At 35.0% G+C, this 20053-nt stretch carries 19 protein-coding genes; 6 read left to right on the top strand and 13 right to left on the bottom strand.

Features of this window, described 5'->3' with window-relative positions; all coding sequences use genetic code 11:
- From VB798_RS11755 to VB798_RS11715, 9 genes are all read right to left on the bottom strand, one after another.
- Positions 1–1359: an aspartate kinase gene (locus VB798_RS11755; RefSeq protein ID WP_323258663.1), complete on the bottom strand. Its 1359-nt coding sequence runs from the start codon at positions 1357–1359 to the stop codon at positions 1–3.
- A 19-nt stretch (positions 1360–1378) separates the two neighbouring features.
- Positions 1379–1792 (bottom strand): putative toxin-antitoxin system toxin component, PIN family, encoded by a 414-nt coding sequence (locus tag VB798_RS11750; RefSeq protein WP_323258662.1) that lies wholly within the window; start codon positions 1790–1792, stop codon positions 1379–1381.
- Positions 1789–2013, bottom strand: a complete 225-nt coding sequence (locus VB798_RS11745) for a hypothetical protein (RefSeq protein ID WP_323258661.1) — start codon at positions 2011–2013, stop codon at positions 1789–1791. The genes VB798_RS11750 and VB798_RS11745 overlap by 4 nt, the downstream gene beginning before the upstream one ends.
- 75 nt (positions 2014–2088) lie before the next feature.
- Positions 2089–2565 (bottom strand): 6,7-dimethyl-8-ribityllumazine synthase, encoded by a 477-nt coding sequence (gene ribH / locus VB798_RS11740; RefSeq protein WP_323258660.1) that lies wholly within the window; start codon positions 2563–2565, stop codon positions 2089–2091.
- 136 nt (positions 2566–2701) lie between these two features.
- Positions 2702–3391: a tetratricopeptide repeat protein gene (locus VB798_RS11735; protein ID WP_323258659.1), complete on the bottom strand. Its 690-nt coding sequence runs from the start codon at positions 3389–3391 to the stop codon at positions 2702–2704.
- 264 nt (positions 3392–3655) lie between these two features.
- The gene (locus VB798_RS11730; protein WP_323258658.1) at positions 3656–4933 is read right to left on the bottom strand and encodes a murein hydrolase activator EnvC family protein; all 1278 of its coding nucleotides are present in this window, start codon (positions 4931–4933) and stop codon (positions 3656–3658) included.
- A gap of 15 nt (positions 4934–4948) precedes the next feature.
- Positions 4949–5803, bottom strand: a complete 855-nt coding sequence (locus VB798_RS11725; protein WP_323258657.1) for a DUF4292 domain-containing protein — start codon at positions 5801–5803, stop codon at positions 4949–4951.
- A gap of 41 nt (positions 5804–5844) precedes the next feature.
- Positions 5845–7581 (bottom strand): tetratricopeptide repeat protein, encoded by a 1737-nt coding sequence (locus tag VB798_RS11720; RefSeq protein ID WP_323258656.1) that lies wholly within the window; start codon positions 7579–7581, stop codon positions 5845–5847.
- Between the two features lie 206 nt (positions 7582–7787).
- Positions 7788–8573 (bottom strand): copper homeostasis protein CutC, encoded by a 786-nt coding sequence (locus VB798_RS11715; protein ID WP_323258655.1) that lies wholly within the window; start codon positions 8571–8573, stop codon positions 7788–7790.
- 310 nt (positions 8574–8883) lie between these two features.
- Here VB798_RS11715 and VB798_RS11710 point away from each other — a divergent pair, with 310 nt between their 5' ends.
- From VB798_RS11710 to VB798_RS11700, 3 genes are all read left to right on the top strand, one after another.
- Positions 8884–9105, top strand: a complete 222-nt coding sequence (locus VB798_RS11710) for a DUF2795 domain-containing protein (protein ID WP_092018230.1) — start codon at positions 8884–8886, stop codon at positions 9103–9105.
- Between the two features lie 94 nt (positions 9106–9199).
- Positions 9200–10657 carry a leucyl aminopeptidase family protein gene (locus VB798_RS11705; protein ID WP_323258654.1) on the top strand — a complete coding sequence of 486 codons (1458 nt, stop codon included), beginning with the start codon at positions 9200–9202 and terminating at the stop codon, positions 10655–10657.
- Positions 10658–10733: 76 nt separating this feature from the next.
- Positions 10734–11948, top strand: coding sequence for an ATP-grasp domain-containing protein (locus tag VB798_RS11700; protein ID WP_323258653.1), 1215 nt, complete (start codon positions 10734–10736; stop codon positions 11946–11948).
- 33 nt (positions 11949–11981) lie between these two features.
- Here the strand turns inward: VB798_RS11700 and VB798_RS11695 are convergent, their stop codons facing one another.
- From VB798_RS11695 to mutY, 4 genes are all read right to left on the bottom strand, one after another.
- Positions 11982–12884, bottom strand: coding sequence for a hypothetical protein (locus VB798_RS11695; RefSeq protein WP_323258652.1), 903 nt, complete (start codon positions 12882–12884; stop codon positions 11982–11984).
- Between the two features lie 22 nt (positions 12885–12906).
- Positions 12907–14286: a gliding motility-associated protein GldE gene (gldE, locus tag VB798_RS11690; protein ID WP_323258651.1), complete on the bottom strand. Its 1380-nt coding sequence runs from the start codon at positions 14284–14286 to the stop codon at positions 12907–12909.
- Positions 14287–14418: 132 nt separating this feature from the next.
- The gene (locus tag VB798_RS11685; protein WP_323258650.1) at positions 14419–14889 is read right to left on the bottom strand and encodes a single-stranded DNA-binding protein; all 471 of its coding nucleotides are present in this window, start codon (positions 14887–14889) and stop codon (positions 14419–14421) included.
- Positions 14890–15025: 136 nt separating this feature from the next.
- Positions 15026–16117, bottom strand: a complete 1092-nt coding sequence (mutY, locus tag VB798_RS11680) for an A/G-specific adenine glycosylase (protein ID WP_323258649.1) — start codon at positions 16115–16117, stop codon at positions 15026–15028.
- A gap of 325 nt (positions 16118–16442) precedes the next feature.
- Between mutY and VB798_RS11675 the strand changes: the two genes are divergently transcribed.
- From VB798_RS11675 to VB798_RS11665, 3 genes are all read left to right on the top strand, one after another.
- Positions 16443–16727, top strand: a complete 285-nt coding sequence (locus VB798_RS11675; protein ID WP_184135073.1) for an HU family DNA-binding protein — start codon at positions 16443–16445, stop codon at positions 16725–16727.
- A gap of 116 nt (positions 16728–16843) precedes the next feature.
- Positions 16844–17698 carry a tetratricopeptide repeat protein gene (locus VB798_RS11670; RefSeq protein WP_323258648.1) on the top strand — a complete coding sequence of 285 codons (855 nt, stop codon included), beginning with the start codon at positions 16844–16846 and terminating at the stop codon, positions 17696–17698.
- A gap of 729 nt (positions 17699–18427) precedes the next feature.
- Complete coding sequence (locus VB798_RS11665; RefSeq protein WP_184135077.1) at positions 18428–19984, top strand: Rne/Rng family ribonuclease; 1557 nt, start codon at positions 18428–18430, stop codon at positions 19982–19984.
- The last annotated feature ends 69 nt before the right edge of the window (positions 19985–20053 follow it).

Raw genomic sequence — 20053 nt, 5'->3', positions numbered from 1 at the left:
TCAAGGAGCGGAGAAAATTTCTTTCATTGCATCTTCATATAAAAAGCAACGTTCGTTCAAAGCATTCAAAGCCGCAGCTTTGTTTTTGCCATGAATCAACAAAGTAATATTATGCTCGGAAGCCCCATAGCAAATCATTCTGATTGGAATGTTTTTCATGGCTTCTAATACTTTCAAGGCAATTCCTTCTTTGTCGGCCGAGAAATTTCCTACGATACAAACGATAGTTTGGTCTTTATCACACTCTTCTAAATCAGCGAATTGACGTAATTCCGCCATGATTTCTTCTAAATGTTCGTCGTTATCAATGGTTACAGAAACGGATACTTCCGAAGTTGTAATCATATCAACTGGCGTTTTGTATTTTTCAAATACTTCAAATACTCTACGCAAGAAACCATAGGCATTCAACATTCTGGTTGAGTGAATGTAAATAGCTGTTAAATTATCTTTAGCAGCAATGGCCTTAATTTCACGGTCAGATGTTTTATCGGCAATCAAAGTACCATAAGCTGCTGGTTCCATCGTGTTTTTTAAACGAACAGGAACACCTTTCATTTTGGCAGGAGTAATAGTACTTGGGTGTAAAATTTTTGCACCGAAATACGCTAATTCTGCTGCTTCTTCAAAAGTCAACTCACGAATTGGGAAAGTTTTCTTTACGATTCGTGGGTCGTTGTTGTGCATTCCGTCGATGTCGGTCCAGATTTGTACTTCTTCTGCCACGATAGCACCGCCAATTAATGAGGCTGTATAATCAGAACCTCCACGCTTCAAGTTATCAACTTCGCCACGAGGGTTTCTACAAATAAAACCTTGAGTAATGAATATTTGCTTATCAGTTAATTGAGATAAAATCGAACCTAACTTTTCTTCAGTAAATTTCAAAACTGGCTCATTGTCGGCATCAATCAACATAAAGTCTAAAGCAGGCAATAAGGCAGCACTTACACCTTCTTCACGCAAGTATGCTTCAAACATTTGGGTAGAAAGCAATTCTCCTTCTGCTACGATTTCTTTTTCTTGTTTTACCGAAAATGGTTTGATATTTACTAAAGAACGAATGAACGAAAACTCTTTTTCAATGATTGCTTTTCCTTCGGCATAACCCGCTTCTGTACTATAAAGCTCCTTGATAAAAGATTCATAGTGAGCATACAATTCATTGATTTTCTGAGTTGCTTCTGCATCATTATTTGCTTTTAGGGATTCTCCGATAGAAATCAAAGCGTTTGTAGTACCCGAAAGGGCAGACAAAACGACAATTTTACGATTACCATCTTCAGTAATCAAATTTTTAATTGAGTGCATTCGCTCGGGCTTCCCAACGGAAGTTCCCCCAAATTTCCATACTTGCATTTTCTAAACGATTGTTTTCTTAAATAATATTTTTAATTTTTTCTAAAAAAGTATCTATGTCGATGATTTCTACTTTTGGAAAATCAATGTCTTTTAATGAGTTGAAGTGTTTATCATTCGTGACGATAAAATCTACATTTCCGACTATTGCTGTATCTACAAACTTGTTGTCGTCATAATCATTTTCTAAAAGTCCCCATTTAAAGAAAATCTCATTTTTTTCTACATTTGGCTTTGCAAGCAACATTTCAATGATGTTGTCTGCAATAAAAGCATTTGTCTTTTGCTCAATGATTTCAGCATATTCTAGCAGTAAATCATTACTAATAATAAGAGTAAACTTCTGTTTTAGAAATGCATCAAAAATAGGTCTATACTGAGACTTTTTTCCAATTGAAACGAGTAAAACATTTGTATCTAAGATAATTCTCATGATTCATAAGGCGTTCTTAGATGTTCGTTTGCCCATTCTTTCATTGTATCTTCAGTCCAGTTATTTTCATCCCACAGTTTGTCCATTTCTTCACTTGCTTTCTCAGCAAAGTAATTGCCAAGTAACAGTTTAATTTCAATCAATTGACTATCAGTAACTTTGTAGCTAAACAACTTTACTAATTCTAATTGAAGATTCGTGAGTTTTTGAGCAGTTACCATAATTTCGATTTAATTAATGTGAATAATAAAAATAGAATCAATCTTATGCCTTGATTATAAAAACACACATACTCTTTAAAACGCCAACATTTTCACCGCCGTAATGGCTGCTTCATCGCCTTTATTTCCGTGGATTCCTCCTGCACGGTCTAGTGCTTGTTGTTCTGTATTTGGAGTAAGTACACCAAAGATAACAGGTTTGTCGTATTTTAAACTAACAGTGGTAAGTCCTTGAGCTACAGCATTGTTGATATAATCATTATGCTTTGTTTCTCCTTGAATTACGCAACCAATACAAATTACGGCATCAATGTCTGATTTTTGAGCCATTTTCTGTGCCGCAAAAGTCAATTCATAACTACCCGGAACGTTTACTCTGATAACATTTTCTTCTTTTGCCCCGTAGGCTAAAAGTGTTTTGTGCGCTCCTGCCGCTAGTGCATTTGTTACTTCTTCGTTCCACTCTGCTACTACCATTGCAAATTTTTTATTACTTACATCTGGTAAGTTTTCAGTGGAAAAAATACTTAAATTTTTATGTGCTGAAGACATGATTTATACGGGCTTTAGGCTATAAACTTTAGGCATTTTTATTGACTAAGCTTTAGCTTATGGACAAATGGTACAAAAAAAGGGATAAGAACCTTATGCTCTTATCCCTTCTGTATCAATATATTGATTGATTTCTTTATTCAGAGACAGAGCCTTCTAACACCGCTTTATATTTCTTAGCGTTGATGGATTCAGATGACTCTGCATATTTTTCTACGATTTCTGTATAAACAGCCAAAGCTTCTTTTTCTTCTTTATTTGCTTCGTAAGCAGCAGCCAACTTCATTAAATAAGTAGGCGTAAAGAATTTATTAGCTTTGTATTCAGCTGCTTTTTTGTAATAATCAATAGCATCGCTGTATGCTTTTTTCTCTGTATAAGCATCACCGATTAAAGAATAAGCACGAGCTTGAACCAATAAATCTGAACTGCTGAAAGATTTTAATTGCTCAATTGCTACATCGTATTTACCTTCTTTCAAGTTGGCAACACCTGCATAAAAGTTGGCTAAGTTTCCAGCATTTCCACCGAAATCATCCGCTACTTTAGTCAATTCTTTTGCTGCTACTTTATTTGAATCTGCTTCAAATTGATAAACTGCATTGAATAATTTTGCTTGACCTTCCTCATCCTGAATAGTAGCATAATATTTATAGCCAAAGTATCCTAATACTACTACGACTAATACACCAGCAACACCTGCAAATAATCCTTTATTGTTATCTACAACGTGTTGTACTTTATCAAGATCGTTTCCTAACTCAGTTTTCAATCCTTCTGCACTTTCCAAAAACTCGAGGGGTGTTTTTTCGTCTTTCTTTGTCATTGTTGGTTTTTATCTTTATTTGTTGTTGGTTATTTGTCTTTGTATAATTGATTGATAATGAGTTTACAAAGCAAATAACTAATCATTTTTTACTAGCTTCAAAATCGGATTGCAAAATTAGGAAATCTCTTGGAACTTTAAAGGTTTTTGTGTAATCTTTTCAAGGCTAATTTCAAAACTACCTAAAATAATGGAAATTAATGAATTATTTGCCTAAGTTTTTCGCTTAAACACTGCAATTCTGCTGAATTATGGTGTTGAAAACTATTTTTGTCGAAGCCAATTTTCTGGGTTTTGTTTGTCGAATGTTTTCCAAACTTGAAAATTTAATTCAGAAGTTCCGTCTGTATCCGAAGCTACTTCTCCTACTTTTTGTCCAGATTGTACTCTTTGTCCGTTTCTTACCGAAACATTTGAAAGTTTACTGTAAATGGTAAAATAGTCGCCATGCTGAATAGCCACCACCATATAAGTACCCGGAATTGAAACAACAGATTGCACTATGCCATCATAAACTACTCTTACATCGTTTCCTGCACTTGTCTGAATATCAATGCCATTATTGTTGGTTCTTACTCCTTTTAAAACGGGATGATTATGCACGCCAAAACGACTAGCAATAAAACCAGAATTAACCGGCCAAGGCATTCTGCCACGCAAGGCTGAAAAGGAACTTGCCAATCTTGTTTCTTCAACATTCATGGCGATGGCTTGTCTGTTTGAAGGTACTTTTTTGTTACTTTGGCTACGCTTATTCGCCAATAATTCACGCTCTTGCGAACGTTTAATTTCACGTTCTACAATTTTGGCAATCATTGTTTCCAAACGTTCTACAACTTTTTTGTTGGCTTCTAATTGCGCTCTTAATTTTTTCTCTTTCTGACTTAATTCAGTTACAACTTCCGTTTGCTTGCCTTTTAATACTTGTAGGTTTTGCGTTTCTGTGATTTTTTCACGCAAAACGGCATCTTGCTCTTGCTTTTTTTGTAAAATCTTTACTTGTTCTGTCAATAATTCAGAGCGTACTTGTTGAATTAAAAGTGCCTGTTTTTCACGAGCGGTAGAGTATTGTTGAAGATATTTATAACGACGAATTAATTGATTGAAATTACTTGAAGAAAACAAGAAACTAAGTTTATTGACTTTATTACTGGTTTTTGCTGCAGTAAAAACCATTTTAGCATATTCTGCTTTTAGTTTTTCGAGGTTGCCCGAAAGTTCTCCTGTCGCTTTTTTTAACTCTTCGGCTTCATTTTGAAGTAATTGTTGATTTTCAGAAATAATGTCAATCTGTTTGGCTTGCTTATCAATTCTTTCGCCTAATGCGTTGAGTTTGCCCACGCTTGCTTCTTTTTTTTGTTCAGTCTTTTCAATGATTTTATTGATTTCCTGAATTTTCTGCAAGTTTTCTCGCTTTGCCGCTTCTAATTTTCTCTTTTTATCCTGAGCAGTCGATAGGTTCGGAACGAAATATAACAAAACAAGAAGCAGTCCTGAAACGAATTTCAGGGCTGCTTGATGATGCTTGATATGTAAATTCAACTTTTTGATAAAAGATTAATTTTTATTTAATAGTTTTTCAGGTACTCTGAAAGGAAATTCCAGTGGAGTATCTAATAGTTCAACCTTAGTATGTTTAATGTTCACAAGAGTTTGATACATTTTTTGATCTTCTTTCGATTGATAATCTAAAGTAATTAAACTTGACTGTGGAAACAAAAATTGATTCAAGGTTGTAAAGTCATCAAAGTCTAAAGTTAATTTATTACTTGTATCTTCCTGAGTAAGTAGGATTTTTTTTAGCTTTTTATTTTCACCAATGTAATTATCAATCAATACTTTGTTTTCTTGTTGTTTCAATAAGTAGTACTCATTGCTACGAGTTACTCTTGATTTATTCTTTTTGAAAGGACGATTTCCCACCACCAAGGCTTGAAGAATATCATAATTTACATTGAAATTGAATTTTTCTGCAAAGCTTGAATAGGAATATTCCTTGTATTCGCCATGATATTTATCGTAAAGTTTCACCAAACTATCGTTGAAAAGTGCAGTAGCTACAGTAATGCCAAATGCCGAAACATTCATCCAAATTAAACTGTCTTTACGCATTCTGATATCAACTGTAAAGCTTTGATTATCTTTTGCCGATTTGTACGAAACCTTTGCTTTTGCCTTTAAATACTTGAAGTCAATTTCATCAATTTTTACTTTTTCTTCGTCTGTTGTTTCTGTAGCTACAATTGGTGGCGTAATTACAGGTTGTGTAACGAGCGAATCATTGATAGGTTTAGATTCGGCTAATTTTAGCGAATCTATGACTTGAATATCGGAAGTTTTACTGATATGCTGACGTTTACAAGAAGCAATAAAAAATGTAAACGCTAAAAGAATTAATGAGTAATGTTTCATATTTTAAGATTATGTAATTAATAGCTTGATAATTAAAATCCTTATTCTATTAATTTCATTTCTGCAATTTTTTTATCGATTAAAGTACTGGTTGAGCCAATGGTTTTTGCTTTTTTCCATTGTTCTACCGCTTTTTCTTTCTCTCCTAATTGAAAAAGTACATCTCCATAATGTTCCACAATCGTGCCACTGTTACTTTTATTTTGAACAACAGCTCTTTCTAAATAAATACGAGCTTTGTTGTAGTCTTTCATTACATAAAGTACCCAAGCATAAGTATCCAAATAAGTACCATTATCGGGATGTTTTTCTACAAGTCGAGCGCCCATTTCTGCGGCTAATTCCATTTTTTCTTTTCTCAAGGATAGAAAATAGGTATAATTATTCAACACATGGTCATTGTTTGGGTCAACTTTTAGGGCTGCTTCATAGGCTTCGTCTGATTTTTGATACTTACTTAAACTATTATAAGTATCACCCAAAAGTGCGTTGATGTGTTGAACCAATTCTGAGCCTTCAGGCGTGAGTCTTCTAGCTTCCTCTAATGATTCTGAGGCTTTGTTGTGATTTCTTTTTTGATAATATGCCGAGCCATTCAAATACCAAAATGCTGCTTGGTTCGGAAATACTTCAATTGCTTCTTCGCTGTGAACGATGGCACTGTCGATTTGTCTTAATTTAAAATCAATATTGATGATATTCCCCCAAACTTCATTGATAGATTTATCTAATCTTGCGGCTTTCACATATTCATCTCTTGCTGATTTTTCATCGCCTTTTTGGAAAAGTAAATCGCCATAAATAGCATGAGATTTTGGGTCTTGAGGATTGGTCTTCACCAAGATTTTTACCAAATTGAAAGCAGTTTCTTTTGATTTTTCATCTTTCGCCGTGTTCATGTAACCAATCAAAATACGAGCTTTCGTCGTAACATCAAGGCTGGCATCGGCAAAAGCTAATTCCAATTCACGATTACATTTTTCAATTTCCCCTTTTTCCTGATACAATTGCGCCAGCATAATATGTGCCTGTGCATTTTCAGGATTCATTGTTAATATTTTCTCAAGATATGGAATAGCTTGGTCGTTGCGTTTGTTAGACATCAACAATTCTGCTTGGTCGATATTATAATCAATCTCTTCGGGGTCTGAAGCAATAAGTTTTTCACCTTCTTTGATGGCGTCCTCTACTTTGCCCATTTTCACCAAAACCATTTGTTTTTGGCGAGTAATTTCTTCGTTGATACCAATGATTTTCTCTGCACGATTATACGATTTTATCGCTTCGTCTAAATGATTATCAAAAATATAAACGGCAGCCTGCGCTACATAAAATTCAGATTTTGAAGGATTCAATGCAATTAAACTTTGATAGATTTTAGCTGCAGCATCATATTTTTGTTTTCTAACATACAAATCAGCCAGCAATTCTCCATAAGTTTCGTTTGTTGAATTTTGCTGAAAAGCTTTTTCTGCATAAATAATGGCTTTGCTTTCGTCTTTCAATTTTAAATAATTGTTCGACATAGCATATAAAATGCCACTATTATCAGGAACGATGGCCAAAGCTTTTTCGTAAGCTTCAATAGCTTTGTCATAATCTTCCATCATATAGAATTTCATCCCTTCCGTAAAAAACGATTCGGCTTCAAGCAATTGTGCTTGCGATGTTTCTTCTTTTTTCTTAGAAGATTCACGTTTTTGAGCATACGAAAACTGCGCAATTACCAAGAAAGTAACGAGCAAAGAAGTAATATATCGAAGATTGAAATTCATCATTAAATATGTAGCATATTGAAGAAATAAAATACTGATAAAGTGTTTTGGCTATATCAGCGGTTTTATTTCTTCAAAGTTAAGTAAAATCTGTTTATCCGTTGTTGAATAATATTGTATCAAGCCTAAAACGAATATATTTATCATTAGGTATATCGAAAAGAAATACTTCTTCTTGCTTTTTTCAAGAAAGATAAATTGGAGATTCTTTACTCGTTTGGCTGATAGGCTTGGGCAAGTAATTGAACAACCGCTTGTATTTTTTTGCTATCAGAATAGGCAATTTCATATTCAGGAACTGCTGGCAAACCGCCCATTGCAATGCCTTCTTTTCGATAAATCATGGCAGAATCTTTGGTAGATTTTCCTGTTAAATGAATGGCATCAACGCCAGTTTGGGCAATTGTTAGGGCATTGTTTAGGTTTACGCCACTTCCCACCATGATTTGTATTCTACCGTTTGCTTGTTTGACCAAATTAGCAATTTCTTCGATGCCATCAATGGCGATATTTTTTTGTCCCGAAGTTAAAACTCTTGTACAACCCGCTTCAATAATGGCTTCTAATGCTTCAGCATAATTGGGCGTCATATCAATTGCTCTGTGGAAAGTTACTTGCAAAGGCGCTGCTAGTTTTACTAATTCAGCGGTTTGTTGAATATTTACTTTGCCGTCTGTTTGTAAAATTCCTAAAACGATGCCTGCGCAACCGAGTGTTTTCATTGAAAGAATATCAGCTTTCATGACTTCAATTTCTTCGTTGCTATAACAGAAATCTCCACCACGTGGGCGAATCATAGCGTGTACTTCTATGTTTACTTTCTGAGTAACCATTTTCACTAAACCAGCCGAAGGAGTAGTGCCACCTTCAAACATTGAACTACAAAGTTCTATTCTGTTGGCTTGGGCTTTTTCGGCTGCAATACACGATTCAAAAGAATAAGCGCATACTTCTACAAGTGGTTTTTTAGATAAAGTAAGGTTGGGGGACTTCATTGTAATAAATTTAATGTTTATTTAATCTCTTAAAGTAAGAATTAAGTATTTTGTTGAATTTCAGGATAATAAACGAGTTTGGGTACAAAATTGTAAATAATTATAGCTTTAAGTGTACTTTTTTCAAATAAATTTAGTTAATTCAACACAAGATTTTTCAGAAAAAAGTTTTTCGTAAATAAAAAACACATACTTTTGCAATCCTGAGAAAAAAGGGAATAAAAAATGCTAAAAAGTAAGCTGATAAGTATCTTATTTTCAGGATTTTATTTTTAAAATTAGTAATTAATTGTAATCAAATTCATATAATATGTACTGGACACTTGAATTAGCATCCTACCTAGAAGATGCTCCATGGCCTGCCACGAAAGATGAACTAATCGATTTCGCTATCCGTACTGGATCGCCACTTGAAGTAGTTGAAAACTTGCAAGAATTGGAAGACGATGGTCAACCTTATGAAAGCATCGAAGAAATCTGGCCAGATTATCCTACTAAAGATGATTTCTTCTTTAATGAAGATGAATATTAGCATTGGATATTAAGAGTTATCACGAAGTGCCACCTGTTGAGGGTGGCACTTTTTGTTGATAGCTAATTTCATTTCACCATAACTGGATATTAACATGAATAATATTAAAGTTAAACTCGTCGCTCAATTCCAGCCTGAACATAAAGCTATTATTTTGCCGATACTTCAAACAGAAGAGCTTTCAGTTGAATTAACACAAATTGCTGAAATGTTTGGTGTGGACACTCTTTTGCTTCAAACAGATTTTAAGGCGGATTTGAAGGAAATACATTCATTTTATTCGACTGATAATCAAAAGATTATTTTGTTGGGTTTGGGTAAAAAATCCAATTCGTCAGAAATTATTCGTGCTTTTAGAACGCTGATTCATCAACACAAAAGCAAATTACCGAACGAAATAACAATTGATGCACGAAAGCTTCCTGAAACTTGGATTGAATTTATCGTAAATGGATGTTTTTTGGGTACTTATGATTTGCGTTTGTACAAAACGGATGAAAAAGCAAGTATTCCACTTTTAGGAAACGATGGCGTTTTGAATATTCTTGCGGAATCGAAAAATGCAATAACTTTCATTGAAAAAGGAAAAGCCATTGCAGAAACACAAATGCAGATTTTTGATTTGATGAATGCGCCCGCAAACAAAAAATCTCCGCATACTTTGGCAAAATGGGCTGTGGCTTCTGGCGAAAAGTATAATTATTCTGTAAAGGTTTTAGAACGACAACAGTTGAATAGCCAAAAATTAAATGCGCTTTTGGCTGTTGGACAAGGCAGTGAACATGCTCCGATGTTGATTATTATGGAATATCGTTCTCCAAAAGCGAAACAAACTGTTGGCTTGGTTGGCAAAGGAGTAACTTTTGATACGGGTGGCATTTCGATAAAATCTTCAACGAATATGCACTTGATGAAGTCGGATATGGGTGGAGCTGCCGCTGTTTTTGGTGCGATAGAATTAGCTGCAAAATTTGAGTTACCTGTTCACTTAGTTGGAATTGTGCCTGCTTGCGAAAATGCGGTGGATGGAAAATCGTTCAAGCCAAGTGATGTGATTAATTCTTATTCAGGAAAAACGATAGAAGTTATTGATACTGACGCTGAAGGTAGATTGATTTTAGCAGATGGATTAAGCTACTTGACTCGTAATTTCAAAGTCGATACCATCATTGATTTGGCTACTTTAACGGGCAGTTGTATTGCTGCTTTGGGCTATCATGCGGCGGGAATGTTTACCAATAATGATGAATTGGCGGATACTTTAACCGAAGCAGCTAACCAAACAGGCGAGCGACTATGGCGTTTGCCTTTGTGGGATGTTTATAAAGAAGATATTTCTTCGGATATTGCCGATGTACGTAATTACTCTGGGAAACCAATGGCAGGTGCTATTTCTGCGGCAAAATTTTTAGAAGTATTTACAGATAATCACCCAAATTGGGCGCATCTGGATATTGCAGGAACAGCTTTTGGCGATACAGATTTTGCACCACAAAGAGCCGGAACGGCTTTTGGAGTAAGATTATTGGTCGATTTTTTAATGAAAATATAGTACATAGTTTCTTGGCTTAGTCCTTAGATTTTATTAATTTTAGTTAATTCCGAAATCTATGTAAATCCTAAAAACTATGTCTTCAACGCTTTCTTTTCTTTGTATTTCAACTTATTTTAAAGGGAATGAGTTTTTGCGAGCCTGCAAGCAAGCAGGAAATAAGGTGTATTTACTGACCAATAAAAAGCTAGAGTATAAACCTTGGGTAAGAGAATTTATTGATGAAATATTTTATGTAGAAGAAAAAGCTGATGGTTCTATTGATATGAATGAAATTATTTTAGGTTTAGCCTACATGATGCGTTCAAGAAAGGTTGATAGAATTGTTGCTTTAGATGATTTTGATGTAGAAAAAGCAGCTCATCTTCGAGAACACTTTAGAATTCCGGGAATGGGGCAAACCACTGGGCGACATTTTAGGGATAAACTGGCAATGCGCATGAAAGCGCAAGAAGCTGGTATAAAAGTACCGATGTTTTCAAGCTTGTTTAATGATAACGAAATCTTTGAATTTACCCAAAAAGTACAATATCCATGTGTTGTAAAACCTCGCTCGGAAGCTTCCGCAACGGGCATCCGAAAAGTTTATAATTCGGGACAATTGTGGGAAGTAGTTCATTATTTGGGCGACCGCCGACATGAGTATTTGGTAGAACAATTTAAACCCGGTGATGTTTTTCATGTTGATTCACTTTCATTGAATGGTGAATTTATATTTTCTCGTTCAAGTCAGTATTTATCAACACCAATGGAAGTTGCACATGGAGGTGGAATTTTTCGCTCGGTGACAGTTCCTATCGGTTCAGTACTAGATGTAGAACTTCAAGAAGTAAATGCACAAGTAATGAAAGCTTTTGGCATGAATTATTCTGCCACACATTCTGAATTCATCAAAGACCATGAAACTGGCGAAATTATATTTCTAGAAACTGCATCCAGAGTAGGAGGGGCAAATTTGGCGGAAATGGTTGAAGCTTCTTCGGGAATTAATTTGTGGCGGGAGTGGGCAAATATAGAAACGGCTGTTGCGAAAAAGGAAGAGTATGTTTTGCCGACTTTTGAAAATCTTTACTCAGGAATTATTATTTCTTTAACAAGACAACAATACCCAAATTTAGCCGACTTTGATGTGCCAGAAATTTGTTGGCGAATGAATGAAGAATATCATATTGGAATGGTTGTTAAATCTGAAAGTCGTGAAAGAGTAATTGAGATTTTAGATGATTTCGCTCAAAAAATTTATCAAAATTTTCATGCTTCGGCTCCTGTTCCCAACAGACCAACACATTAATAAAAGGCGGAAACCAATCGTGGTTTCCGCCTTTTATTTTCTTTTACTTTGATACAAATGCACTGGAATTTTATTGTCGCTTTCTTCGCTAATCGTAAAAAAGCTTGAGCCATCGCTACTAAAGCAAATGCCTTCTCCTTGCGGTTCGGCAGTGTAGGGCAACAAACTTGCGGCACGCTTCAAAGCTGAAGGAATACTTTCATTACTTTGTCGTCGCCAGTGAAAAACTTGCAGGTAATTTTTGATGAGTATTTCCTGATTATCAGCAGAAATACTTCCATCAGTAATATAAAATGCTTGATTTGTTCCTAACGAAAATGATACTTCTTCTACAAATTCAGCGGTCATCGTTTGGGTGAACGACTGTGGATAAGCAAGTCTATAAAGTCGCTGATTTTTTTCTCGCTTACTCAAAATATAAATATCTTTACTTTGCTGGTCAATCAACATACACTCTGCATCTTTCGCTCCGTCAGGATATTTAAAAGTAATTTTTTGAACATTACTTAAAGTATTGACTGCTTGGGTACTTCCTGTAATTGTTGGTTCGGCTACACGATAAATGGCATAGTCTTCATATTGGGCATTATTGTCGCCAATTTCGCCAATGTATAAATATGAACCTTCAGTAAAAGTAGCGATTGCCATTGCTTCCCAATCACGATTTGTAGCTCCTTCTAAATTGAATTGAAATAAGCCTTTTCCATTTTTATCAATCAAGAAAATCCTATTTTCGTCACCGCTGTCGTTGTGTGTCCAGAGATAATCTTTATTTTTCTGACTAGCAATTAAACCTGAAGCTTCGTCGATTGTTTTATTTTCGAGTAACCCAGCATCTGTTGGATTGTCGAAATTATCACTAACACTCGGTGTCGGATTTGGCTTTTTTTCACAAGCTAACAAAGCCATTAAAAGTAGAATAAGAAGCTTTTTCATAGTGAGATTGATGTTGAAAAGCCTATTCACTTTCCTTTGGTGGCGTATTTGTATTAACTTCTTCTTCTACTTTTGGCGTTACTTTTACTTTTTTGATTCTACGAGTATCGACAGAAGAAATTCTGAATTTATATTTTTCATATTCAATTTCTTCGCCAGCGTGTGGTAGTCTCGTGAAAAGCTCAATCAAAAGTCCTGCAAGCGATTCACTGTCTTCTCTGGCTTTATCAAAATAATCGTTATCAAGCCCCAAAGCACGACAAACATCATTTAAAGAAACTTTTCCTTCAAATTCGAAAGAACCATCGTTAAATTTCACATAACCCAAATCTTCCACGTCCGATTCATCATGAATATCACCTACAATTTCTTCGATAATATCCTCCATCGTTACAATGCCTTCCGTTTCTCCATATTCATTGACTACTACTGCCATGTGTACTCTTTTCTCTTGAAAATCATAGAGTAAATCATCAATTTTTTTACTTTCTGGAATGAAAAAAGTTTGATGTAACAAATCTTGCCATTTAAAATGTTCGTCTTTTTCAAGATGAGGTAAAAGGTCTTTGATGTACAAAATACCTTCTATTTTATCAATGGTTTCTTTGTAAACGGGAACTCTCGAATAGCCAGATTTATTGATTTTATCCATCAATTCGTGGAAGTCGAAAGCAATATCAAAAGCAGTAATGTCTCTTCTTGAACGCATAACACTTTTTGCCGAAGTACTTCCAAAGTTTACAATGCCTTTTAAAATGTCTTTTTCTTGTTCTGATGTGTCTTTGCCTGTAGTAATTTCTAGGGCATGATTTAGCTCGTCGGCAGTGATAGTATAGCCTTTTCTTTCTACTCTTTTTTCGATAACATTACTGATTCCTAATAAAAGCGAAGAAAGAGGTTGAAAAACGATAGTCGCAATTTCTAATAATGGAGCGGTGATTTTGGCAAAGCGAAGGTTGTTTTGTTGCGCCCATACTTTAGGAATGAGTTCTCCAAAAAATGTAATGATAAAAGTAACACCTACTAAAAGGACTAATGTAGCTACTAATCCTTCCTTTTGTTCTTCTCCAACTACTTGTTCGGTTACATAAGTTGAAATGGTAATAAAGGTAATGTTTACTAAATTGATAGAAATCAATAAAGTAGCAAGAAGTAACTGTGGTTTGTCTAGTAATTTAGAGATTTTTCGTTCTGTTCCGCTGTCGCTATCACGGCAAGCAGCACGCTCTTCGGCAGATAATGAAAAGAATGCAACTTCAGAGCCAGCCAATAAAGCTGATAAAATTAATAAGCCCAATAGAATCAAGGCATTGATTCCATAAACGCTATAAGAAGAGGTGCTTTCAACTTGGGCTAAAAGCACCAAAATCGGGTGAGGTTCGTCGGATAATCGGGTTTCCAAAATATAATGGGTTTTAGTTTCTAGTGATTAAATTGAAATGATTGGTAATTAAGCATTTTCAGGCTATCTTTTTTGATAGTTTCTAATGAAAAATATTGATTACCAATCTCTAATCACCAAATAACTTATAATTTAAAATGGTAAATCATCACTGTCGTCACTACCAGTATTATTATTGAATTCAGGCGCTGGTGCTGCCGTTCTTACTGGTGCTGGACGTTGCTGTTGTGCTGGCATTGCCGAACCACTTTCTGCACTTCCTTCATTACTTGCTCTACCGCCAACTAAGGTCATTGAAGTACCTCTAATTTTAACTGTTTTTCTTACGATATTATCTTTATCAGTATATTCTTCAGTACGAATTTTGCCTTCTACATACACTGAATCTCCTTTATGAAGATATTGTTCTGCGATGTTAGCCAAATTGTCCCAAAGTTCAATTCTATGCCATTCTGTTTGTTCTACTCTTTGCCCATCCTTGTTATTGTATGCCTCAGAGGTTGCAATGCTAAAAGTTGTCACTTTCGAGCCACTCGGTAGGGATCTTACTTCTGGATCAGAGCCCAATCTTCCTAAAAGAATTACTTTGTTTACGCCAGCCATTTTTGTTTGTTTTTAAAAGTTTGAGAACCTATGTGAATTTAATGAAAAACTTACAACTTACCAATTTATACCAAGGTGCTAATGCTATGATTTAGCTTTTACTAAGTAAAAAAAGTTCATTCTAAAAATCTATTTTTTATTCAAATACATACTCTTTTAAGTAATTATTTACCAAGGTTGATTTAGGTAAATCATCAACTTCATTGAGGTTGTACCATTCAAGTTCTTGTGGCAAATGTAAGAGAAAATGATTATCTACTTCTAAATGCCAAAATTTTGTTTGTATGCGCTGATGAGTAAGTATATGAATGTATATGCTTGATTCTCTTTTGATTAAGGAATTTTTTATTAATTCAGACAAGAAAGTATCTTCCATAGCAAGATACGATAAATCTTGAATATTTTCCTCAATTTCTTTCAGATAAAAATCATACATTCCTTCCCAAACATCTCTTCCTAATCTTTTACGCATGGCAAAATTACCATTTTGTTCGATGATAAAGTAATTAAAAAAACGTTCTTTTACTTTTACTTTTTTCGTTTTTATGGGTAATAAGGATACTTGTCCAGTAGCATTCGCTACACATTCCATCGCCAGTGTACAGAACATACAATCGGGCGAAGCAGGAGTACAGTGCATTGCTCCGAATTCCATAATGGCTTGGTTGTGCGTTGCTGAATCGCTTGCCGGTAATACACTTTCAGCCAATTGTGTAAATACTTTCTTGGCATCTTTGCCCGAAATATCGGTTGTTTCACCAAATACTCTTGACAATACTCTGTAAACATTACCATCTAAAACAGCTACTTTTTCACCAAAAGCGAAAGAGGCAATCGCCGCAGCAGTATAAGTGCCGATTCCTTTTAATTTTAATAATTCCGAATATTTTTCTGGAAATACTCCGTTGTAATCTTCCACAACCATTTTGGCGGTTTTGTGCAAATTCCTTGCTCTGGAATAATAGCCCAAACCTTGCCAAAGCCTGAGTACTTCGTTTTCATCAGCATTGGCTAAATCTTGTACCGTAGGAAAGGCTTCCACAAACTTATAATAGTAAGGCATGCCTTGTGCAACCCTGGTTTGTTGAAGAATAATTTCGGATAACCAGATGTAATATGGATTCTGAGTGTTTCGCCAAGGTAAATCTCGTTTATTTTGAAGATACCAATTCGTAATTTTTTTTGAGAAAAAATCGTTTTTCAAGGGATGAGTAGTTTGTTTGTTCACAAATAGAGATTTGTACTTAAAATGAGTGATTTTGTTGCTTTTTCAAGAAAATCACGTAAAAATTGATATTCGAGAACGGTTTTCAGTTTTGGCAAACGGTTCAAAATTAAGCAATTACGAAAAAAAAGTTCGGATAATATTTTTTTGTTTCTTTCATAATTCAAACCAAAGCCGTACCTTTGTGACCCTTAATAATCAAGGGGTTACGAAAGTAATGATTTCATCACTAAATTCAAGGTGAACTCTACCGTTATTTTCAATGCTGAAACGCAACCAATCATTATTTGTTTAACATATTTTTTATTAATCCTAAAATTTTCAAAAAGTGACTAAAGCAGACGTAATCGCAGAAATTTCAGACAAGACTGGTATCGACAAAGCAGATGTATCAAGTGCAATTGAGTCTTTCTTTTCGGTAGTTAAAGACAACCTTGCGAATGGTGAACCAATTTATGTAAGAGGTTTCGGAAGTTTTGTAAACAAGAAAAGAGCACACAAAATCGCTCGTAATATCTCTAAGAATACTTCAATTGAGATTCCAGAACACTTTATTCCTAGTTTCAAACCTGCAAAAACTTTTGTAGAACAGGTTAAGTCAAACGCAAAATAGATTAAGTATAGTTGTCTGTTCAAATTCTTTGTTATCCGTGGGTGGCGCTTTAACAGTGATTTGGGTTTAAAATTTACCTTAACAGATAAATTAATAGCTTAAAAAACTAAGAAATCATGCAAAAGTCTTTTATCATTATCATCGTAATTGCCTTCGGATTAGTTGGCGGTTTGTACAGTTTACCCAAAGTAGTTGTTAGCGATGAGAAAAGGACGTTAGAGCAATCTTCAAATGAAGCCCCTGCTACAGCTAATCGTGATAAAGCGACAGCATCGAAAACAGAAGAGAGTGCCGAAAGTCATGGAGCAACATTGAGTGTTGAACAGCAACGTGTGATTGCGCAATTGAAGGGGAGTTATTTGAATGGGAGTACTGCGAAAGTAAAAATGAAGGCAGCGAATGAATTAATCGCTAAATTTGTGGAATACACTCGCTTCGACAGTGCTGCTTATTATGCCGAGGAAGTAGCCAAAATCGAACCCTCAGAAACGAATTTGATGAAAGCAGGTAATTTGTATTACGAAGCATTTACCTACTCGCTTCAAGCGGAAAAAACAACTGTGTTAGGGGAAAAGGCCAGAGAGATTTTTACGAAAGTTTTGGCGAAAAATCCTGAAAACTTGTTGGCAAAAACCAACATGGCAATGACTTACGTTTCAACATCTACGCCCATGCAGGGAATTACGATGTTGAGAGAAGTAATTGCAAAGGAACCAGATTATGAACCAGCTTTGTTCAGTTTAGGTATTTTATCGATTCGTTCAAATCAGTTTGGAAAAGCGGTTGATCGTTTCAAACAAATTTTAAAGAATAACCCGTCGAATTCAAAAGCGGCTTTGAATTTAGGATATTGTTTAGCTGAACTAGACAGAAAGGAAGAAGCCAAGGAAATTCTTGAAAAAGTACTGAATAATAGTACAGATTCACAAGAAAAAGCCGCAGCAAATGAAATTCTGTCAAAATTAAAGTAATATTGTATTTTAAATATTACTTTTCGAGCTTCTTTAGCATCAGAAATACAAAAAAATTAAACATATTTTTAACATTTAAATCCTTTTATAATCATGCCTTGCGGAAAAAAAAGAAAGAGACATAAGATCTCAACGCACAAAAGAAAGAAGCGTCTTAGAAAAAGTAGACATAAGAAGAAGTAGTTAAGGCAATAAGGAATGGGCAAAGTAAATATTTATTACGACTCTTTTTTCCTTTCGCCTTGATACCCAAAAAACAGGCAGAATCTCCTTTATGGAGTTTGCCTGTTTTTGTTGTTTTTGTGAGATTGTTTGCTTGAAAGAAAAGTTTAATTACATAAAGGTTTCATTCTCAGTTTTTTATGTAATTATTGGTCATGACATTTTGGGGATATGTATTGATTTTGAAGAAATTCACTGAGTATTAATACTCGATGTTTTAATTGTTAATAAATGAAATTTAACGAGATTATTTATAAAATCATTTGCTTAACCAAGATATTCACCCACATTAAAGTCAACTTAAAAAAATTAAATTACAGACAGATTTCATTTAATAATTATCGTTTTTAAACGATGATTCCCCTAATAAAAAATCGATTTTCTCCTTTTTTTCTAGGCTCGCACATATCTGTAATTTTCTAATTTTTTAAAGACTTAACTCAAAAGCATACTCACTAACTACGACGTCCTTCATATCTCTTTCATTTCTAAATGCTTTAATCACCTGTGAGTAATGAATTAATTATCAATTCGACTCCCAAAGGTGACCGCATAGCTTTGTTGCAAGACAAGCGTATTGTGGAATACCACTTAGAGGAGTCTGAACCACACTTTTCAGTCGGAGATATTTATCTCGGGACGGTCAAGAAGATGGTAACGGGATTGAACGCTGCCTTTATTGATATTGGCTATGAGAAAGACGCCTTTCTTCATTATCATGACTTAGGTCCGAACGTCAATTCCTTAAACAAATTTACGAAAGAGGTTATCGCTGAAAGATTGCAGTCTGGACGATTAGATAACTTTAAGCTAGAACCTGAAATTGACAAGCACGATAAAATTGATAAAGTATTAAGTAAAAATACGCCGATTTTAGTGCAAGTTGTGAAGGAACCTATCTCGACAAAAGGACCTCGTTTATCTTGTGATATTTCTATTGCAGGACGTTACACAGTCTTAGTTCCTTTTTCGAATGGGGTGAATATCTCCAAAAAAATTACTGCAAAAGCGGAGCGTCAGCGTTTACAACGTTTGATGTCTTCGATTAAACCTGCGAATTTTGGAGTGATTGTAAGAACTGTAGCTGAAGGAAAAGAAGTAGAGGAATTGGATAAAGACCTCCGTGAATCCATCGCTAAATGGGATGCTGGTATGAAAGCACTGAAAAGTGCGAAACCACGTGACAAAATAATCGGTGAAATGAGTCGTGCAACATCAATGTTGCGAGATTTATTAAATGAAAATTTTGATAGCGTTGTTGTTGATACGCCCGAATTGTTTCAAGAAGCCCGTAATTATGTTTCGAATATTGCTCCTGAAAAGGAAAAAATTGTGAAACTTCATCAAGGTAAAAATAAAGTTTTTGAACAATTGGGTATCGAAAAACAACTGAAAATGTTGTTTGGTCGCTCAGTAAGTTTACCGCAAGGAGGCTATTTAATTGTAGAACATACAGAAGCTTTACACGTAATTGATGTAAACTCTGGAAATAAATCTAACAATGAGGATGGTCAAGAAGCGACGGCGCTGAGTGTAAACCGTGAAGCTGCTAAAGAGATTGCTCGCCAGTTAAGACTGCGAGATATGGGCGGAATTATCGTCATTGACTTCATTGATATGAAAAGACCTGAAAACAAGAAATTGATTCAGGACATCATGAAAGAAGAAATGAAAACCGACCGTTCGAAATATACCATTTTGCCTTTGACGAAATTTGGTTTAATGCAAATTACTCGTCAACGTGTTCGTCCTGAGATGAATGTAGTTACGGCAGAAAACTGCCCAACTTGTGGCGGAACAGGTAAAATCACAGCAAGTATTGCTATTTCGGATATTATTGAGCATCATCTTGAACACATTCTTGAGAAGCAAAACGAAAAGAAACCAACAATTTTATTACATCCATTTTTACACGCATATTTTACAAAAGGTTTCCCTTCAATTCGTATGAAGTGGTTCTTTAAATATAAAACGTGGGTGAATTTAATTCAGGATACTTCCTTTGGAATTACAGATTTTAAATTTCTGAACGACCATAGCGAGCCAATCGAATTAAATGGATAAAAGATAATTACTTGTATAACAGCCTGATTTCTTCTTGATTTCAGGCTGTTTTTTTTGCCTATATTTGTG

This window comes from Arcicella lustrica (genome assembly GCF_034930985.1).
Taxonomy (GTDB): Bacteria; Bacteroidota; Bacteroidia; order Cytophagales; family Spirosomataceae; genus Arcicella; species Arcicella lustrica.
This window is presented reverse-complemented; position numbering and strand designations above follow the sequence as displayed.

Excerpts from the sequence above, each read along its gene's own strand:
- VB798_RS11755 (WP_323258663.1), bottom strand. The coding sequence starts at position 1,359 with ATGCAAGTATGGAAATTTGGGGGAACTTCCGTTGGGAAGCCCGAGCGA.
- VB798_RS11750 (WP_323258662.1), bottom strand. The coding sequence starts at position 1,792 with ATGAGAATTATCTTAGATACAAATGTTTTACTCGTTTCAATTGGAAAA.
- VB798_RS11745 (WP_323258661.1), bottom strand. The coding sequence starts at position 2,013 with ATGGTAACTGCTCAAAAACTCACGAATCTTCAATTAGAATTAGTAAAG.
- ribH (WP_323258660.1), bottom strand. The coding sequence starts at position 2,565 with ATGTCTTCAGCACATAAAAATTTAAGTATTTTTTCCACTGAAAACTTA.
- VB798_RS11735 (WP_323258659.1), bottom strand. The coding sequence starts at position 3,391 with ATGACAAAGAAAGACGAAAAAACACCCCTCGAGTTTTTGGAAAGTGCA.
- VB798_RS11725 (WP_323258657.1), bottom strand. The coding sequence starts at position 5,803 with ATGAAACATTACTCATTAATTCTTTTAGCGTTTACATTTTTTATTGCT.
- VB798_RS11720 (WP_323258656.1), bottom strand. The coding sequence starts at position 7,581 with ATGATGAATTTCAATCTTCGATATATTACTTCTTTGCTCGTTACTTTC.
- VB798_RS11715 (WP_323258655.1), bottom strand. The coding sequence starts at position 8,573 with ATGAAGTCCCCCAACCTTACTTTATCTAAAAAACCACTTGTAGAAGTA.
- VB798_RS11710 (WP_092018230.1), top strand. The coding sequence starts at position 8,884 with ATGTACTGGACACTTGAATTAGCATCCTACCTAGAAGATGCTCCATGG.
- VB798_RS11705 (WP_323258654.1), top strand. The coding sequence starts at position 9,200 with ATGAATAATATTAAAGTTAAACTCGTCGCTCAATTCCAGCCTGAACAT.
- VB798_RS11700 (WP_323258653.1), top strand. The coding sequence starts at position 10,734 with ATGTCTTCAACGCTTTCTTTTCTTTGTATTTCAACTTATTTTAAAGGG.
- VB798_RS11695 (WP_323258652.1), bottom strand. The coding sequence starts at position 12,884 with ATGAAAAAGCTTCTTATTCTACTTTTAATGGCTTTGTTAGCTTGTGAA.
- VB798_RS11685 (WP_323258650.1), bottom strand. The coding sequence starts at position 14,889 with ATGGCTGGCGTAAACAAAGTAATTCTTTTAGGAAGATTGGGCTCTGAT.
- VB798_RS11670 (WP_323258648.1), top strand. The coding sequence starts at position 16,844 with ATGCAAAAGTCTTTTATCATTATCATCGTAATTGCCTTCGGATTAGTT.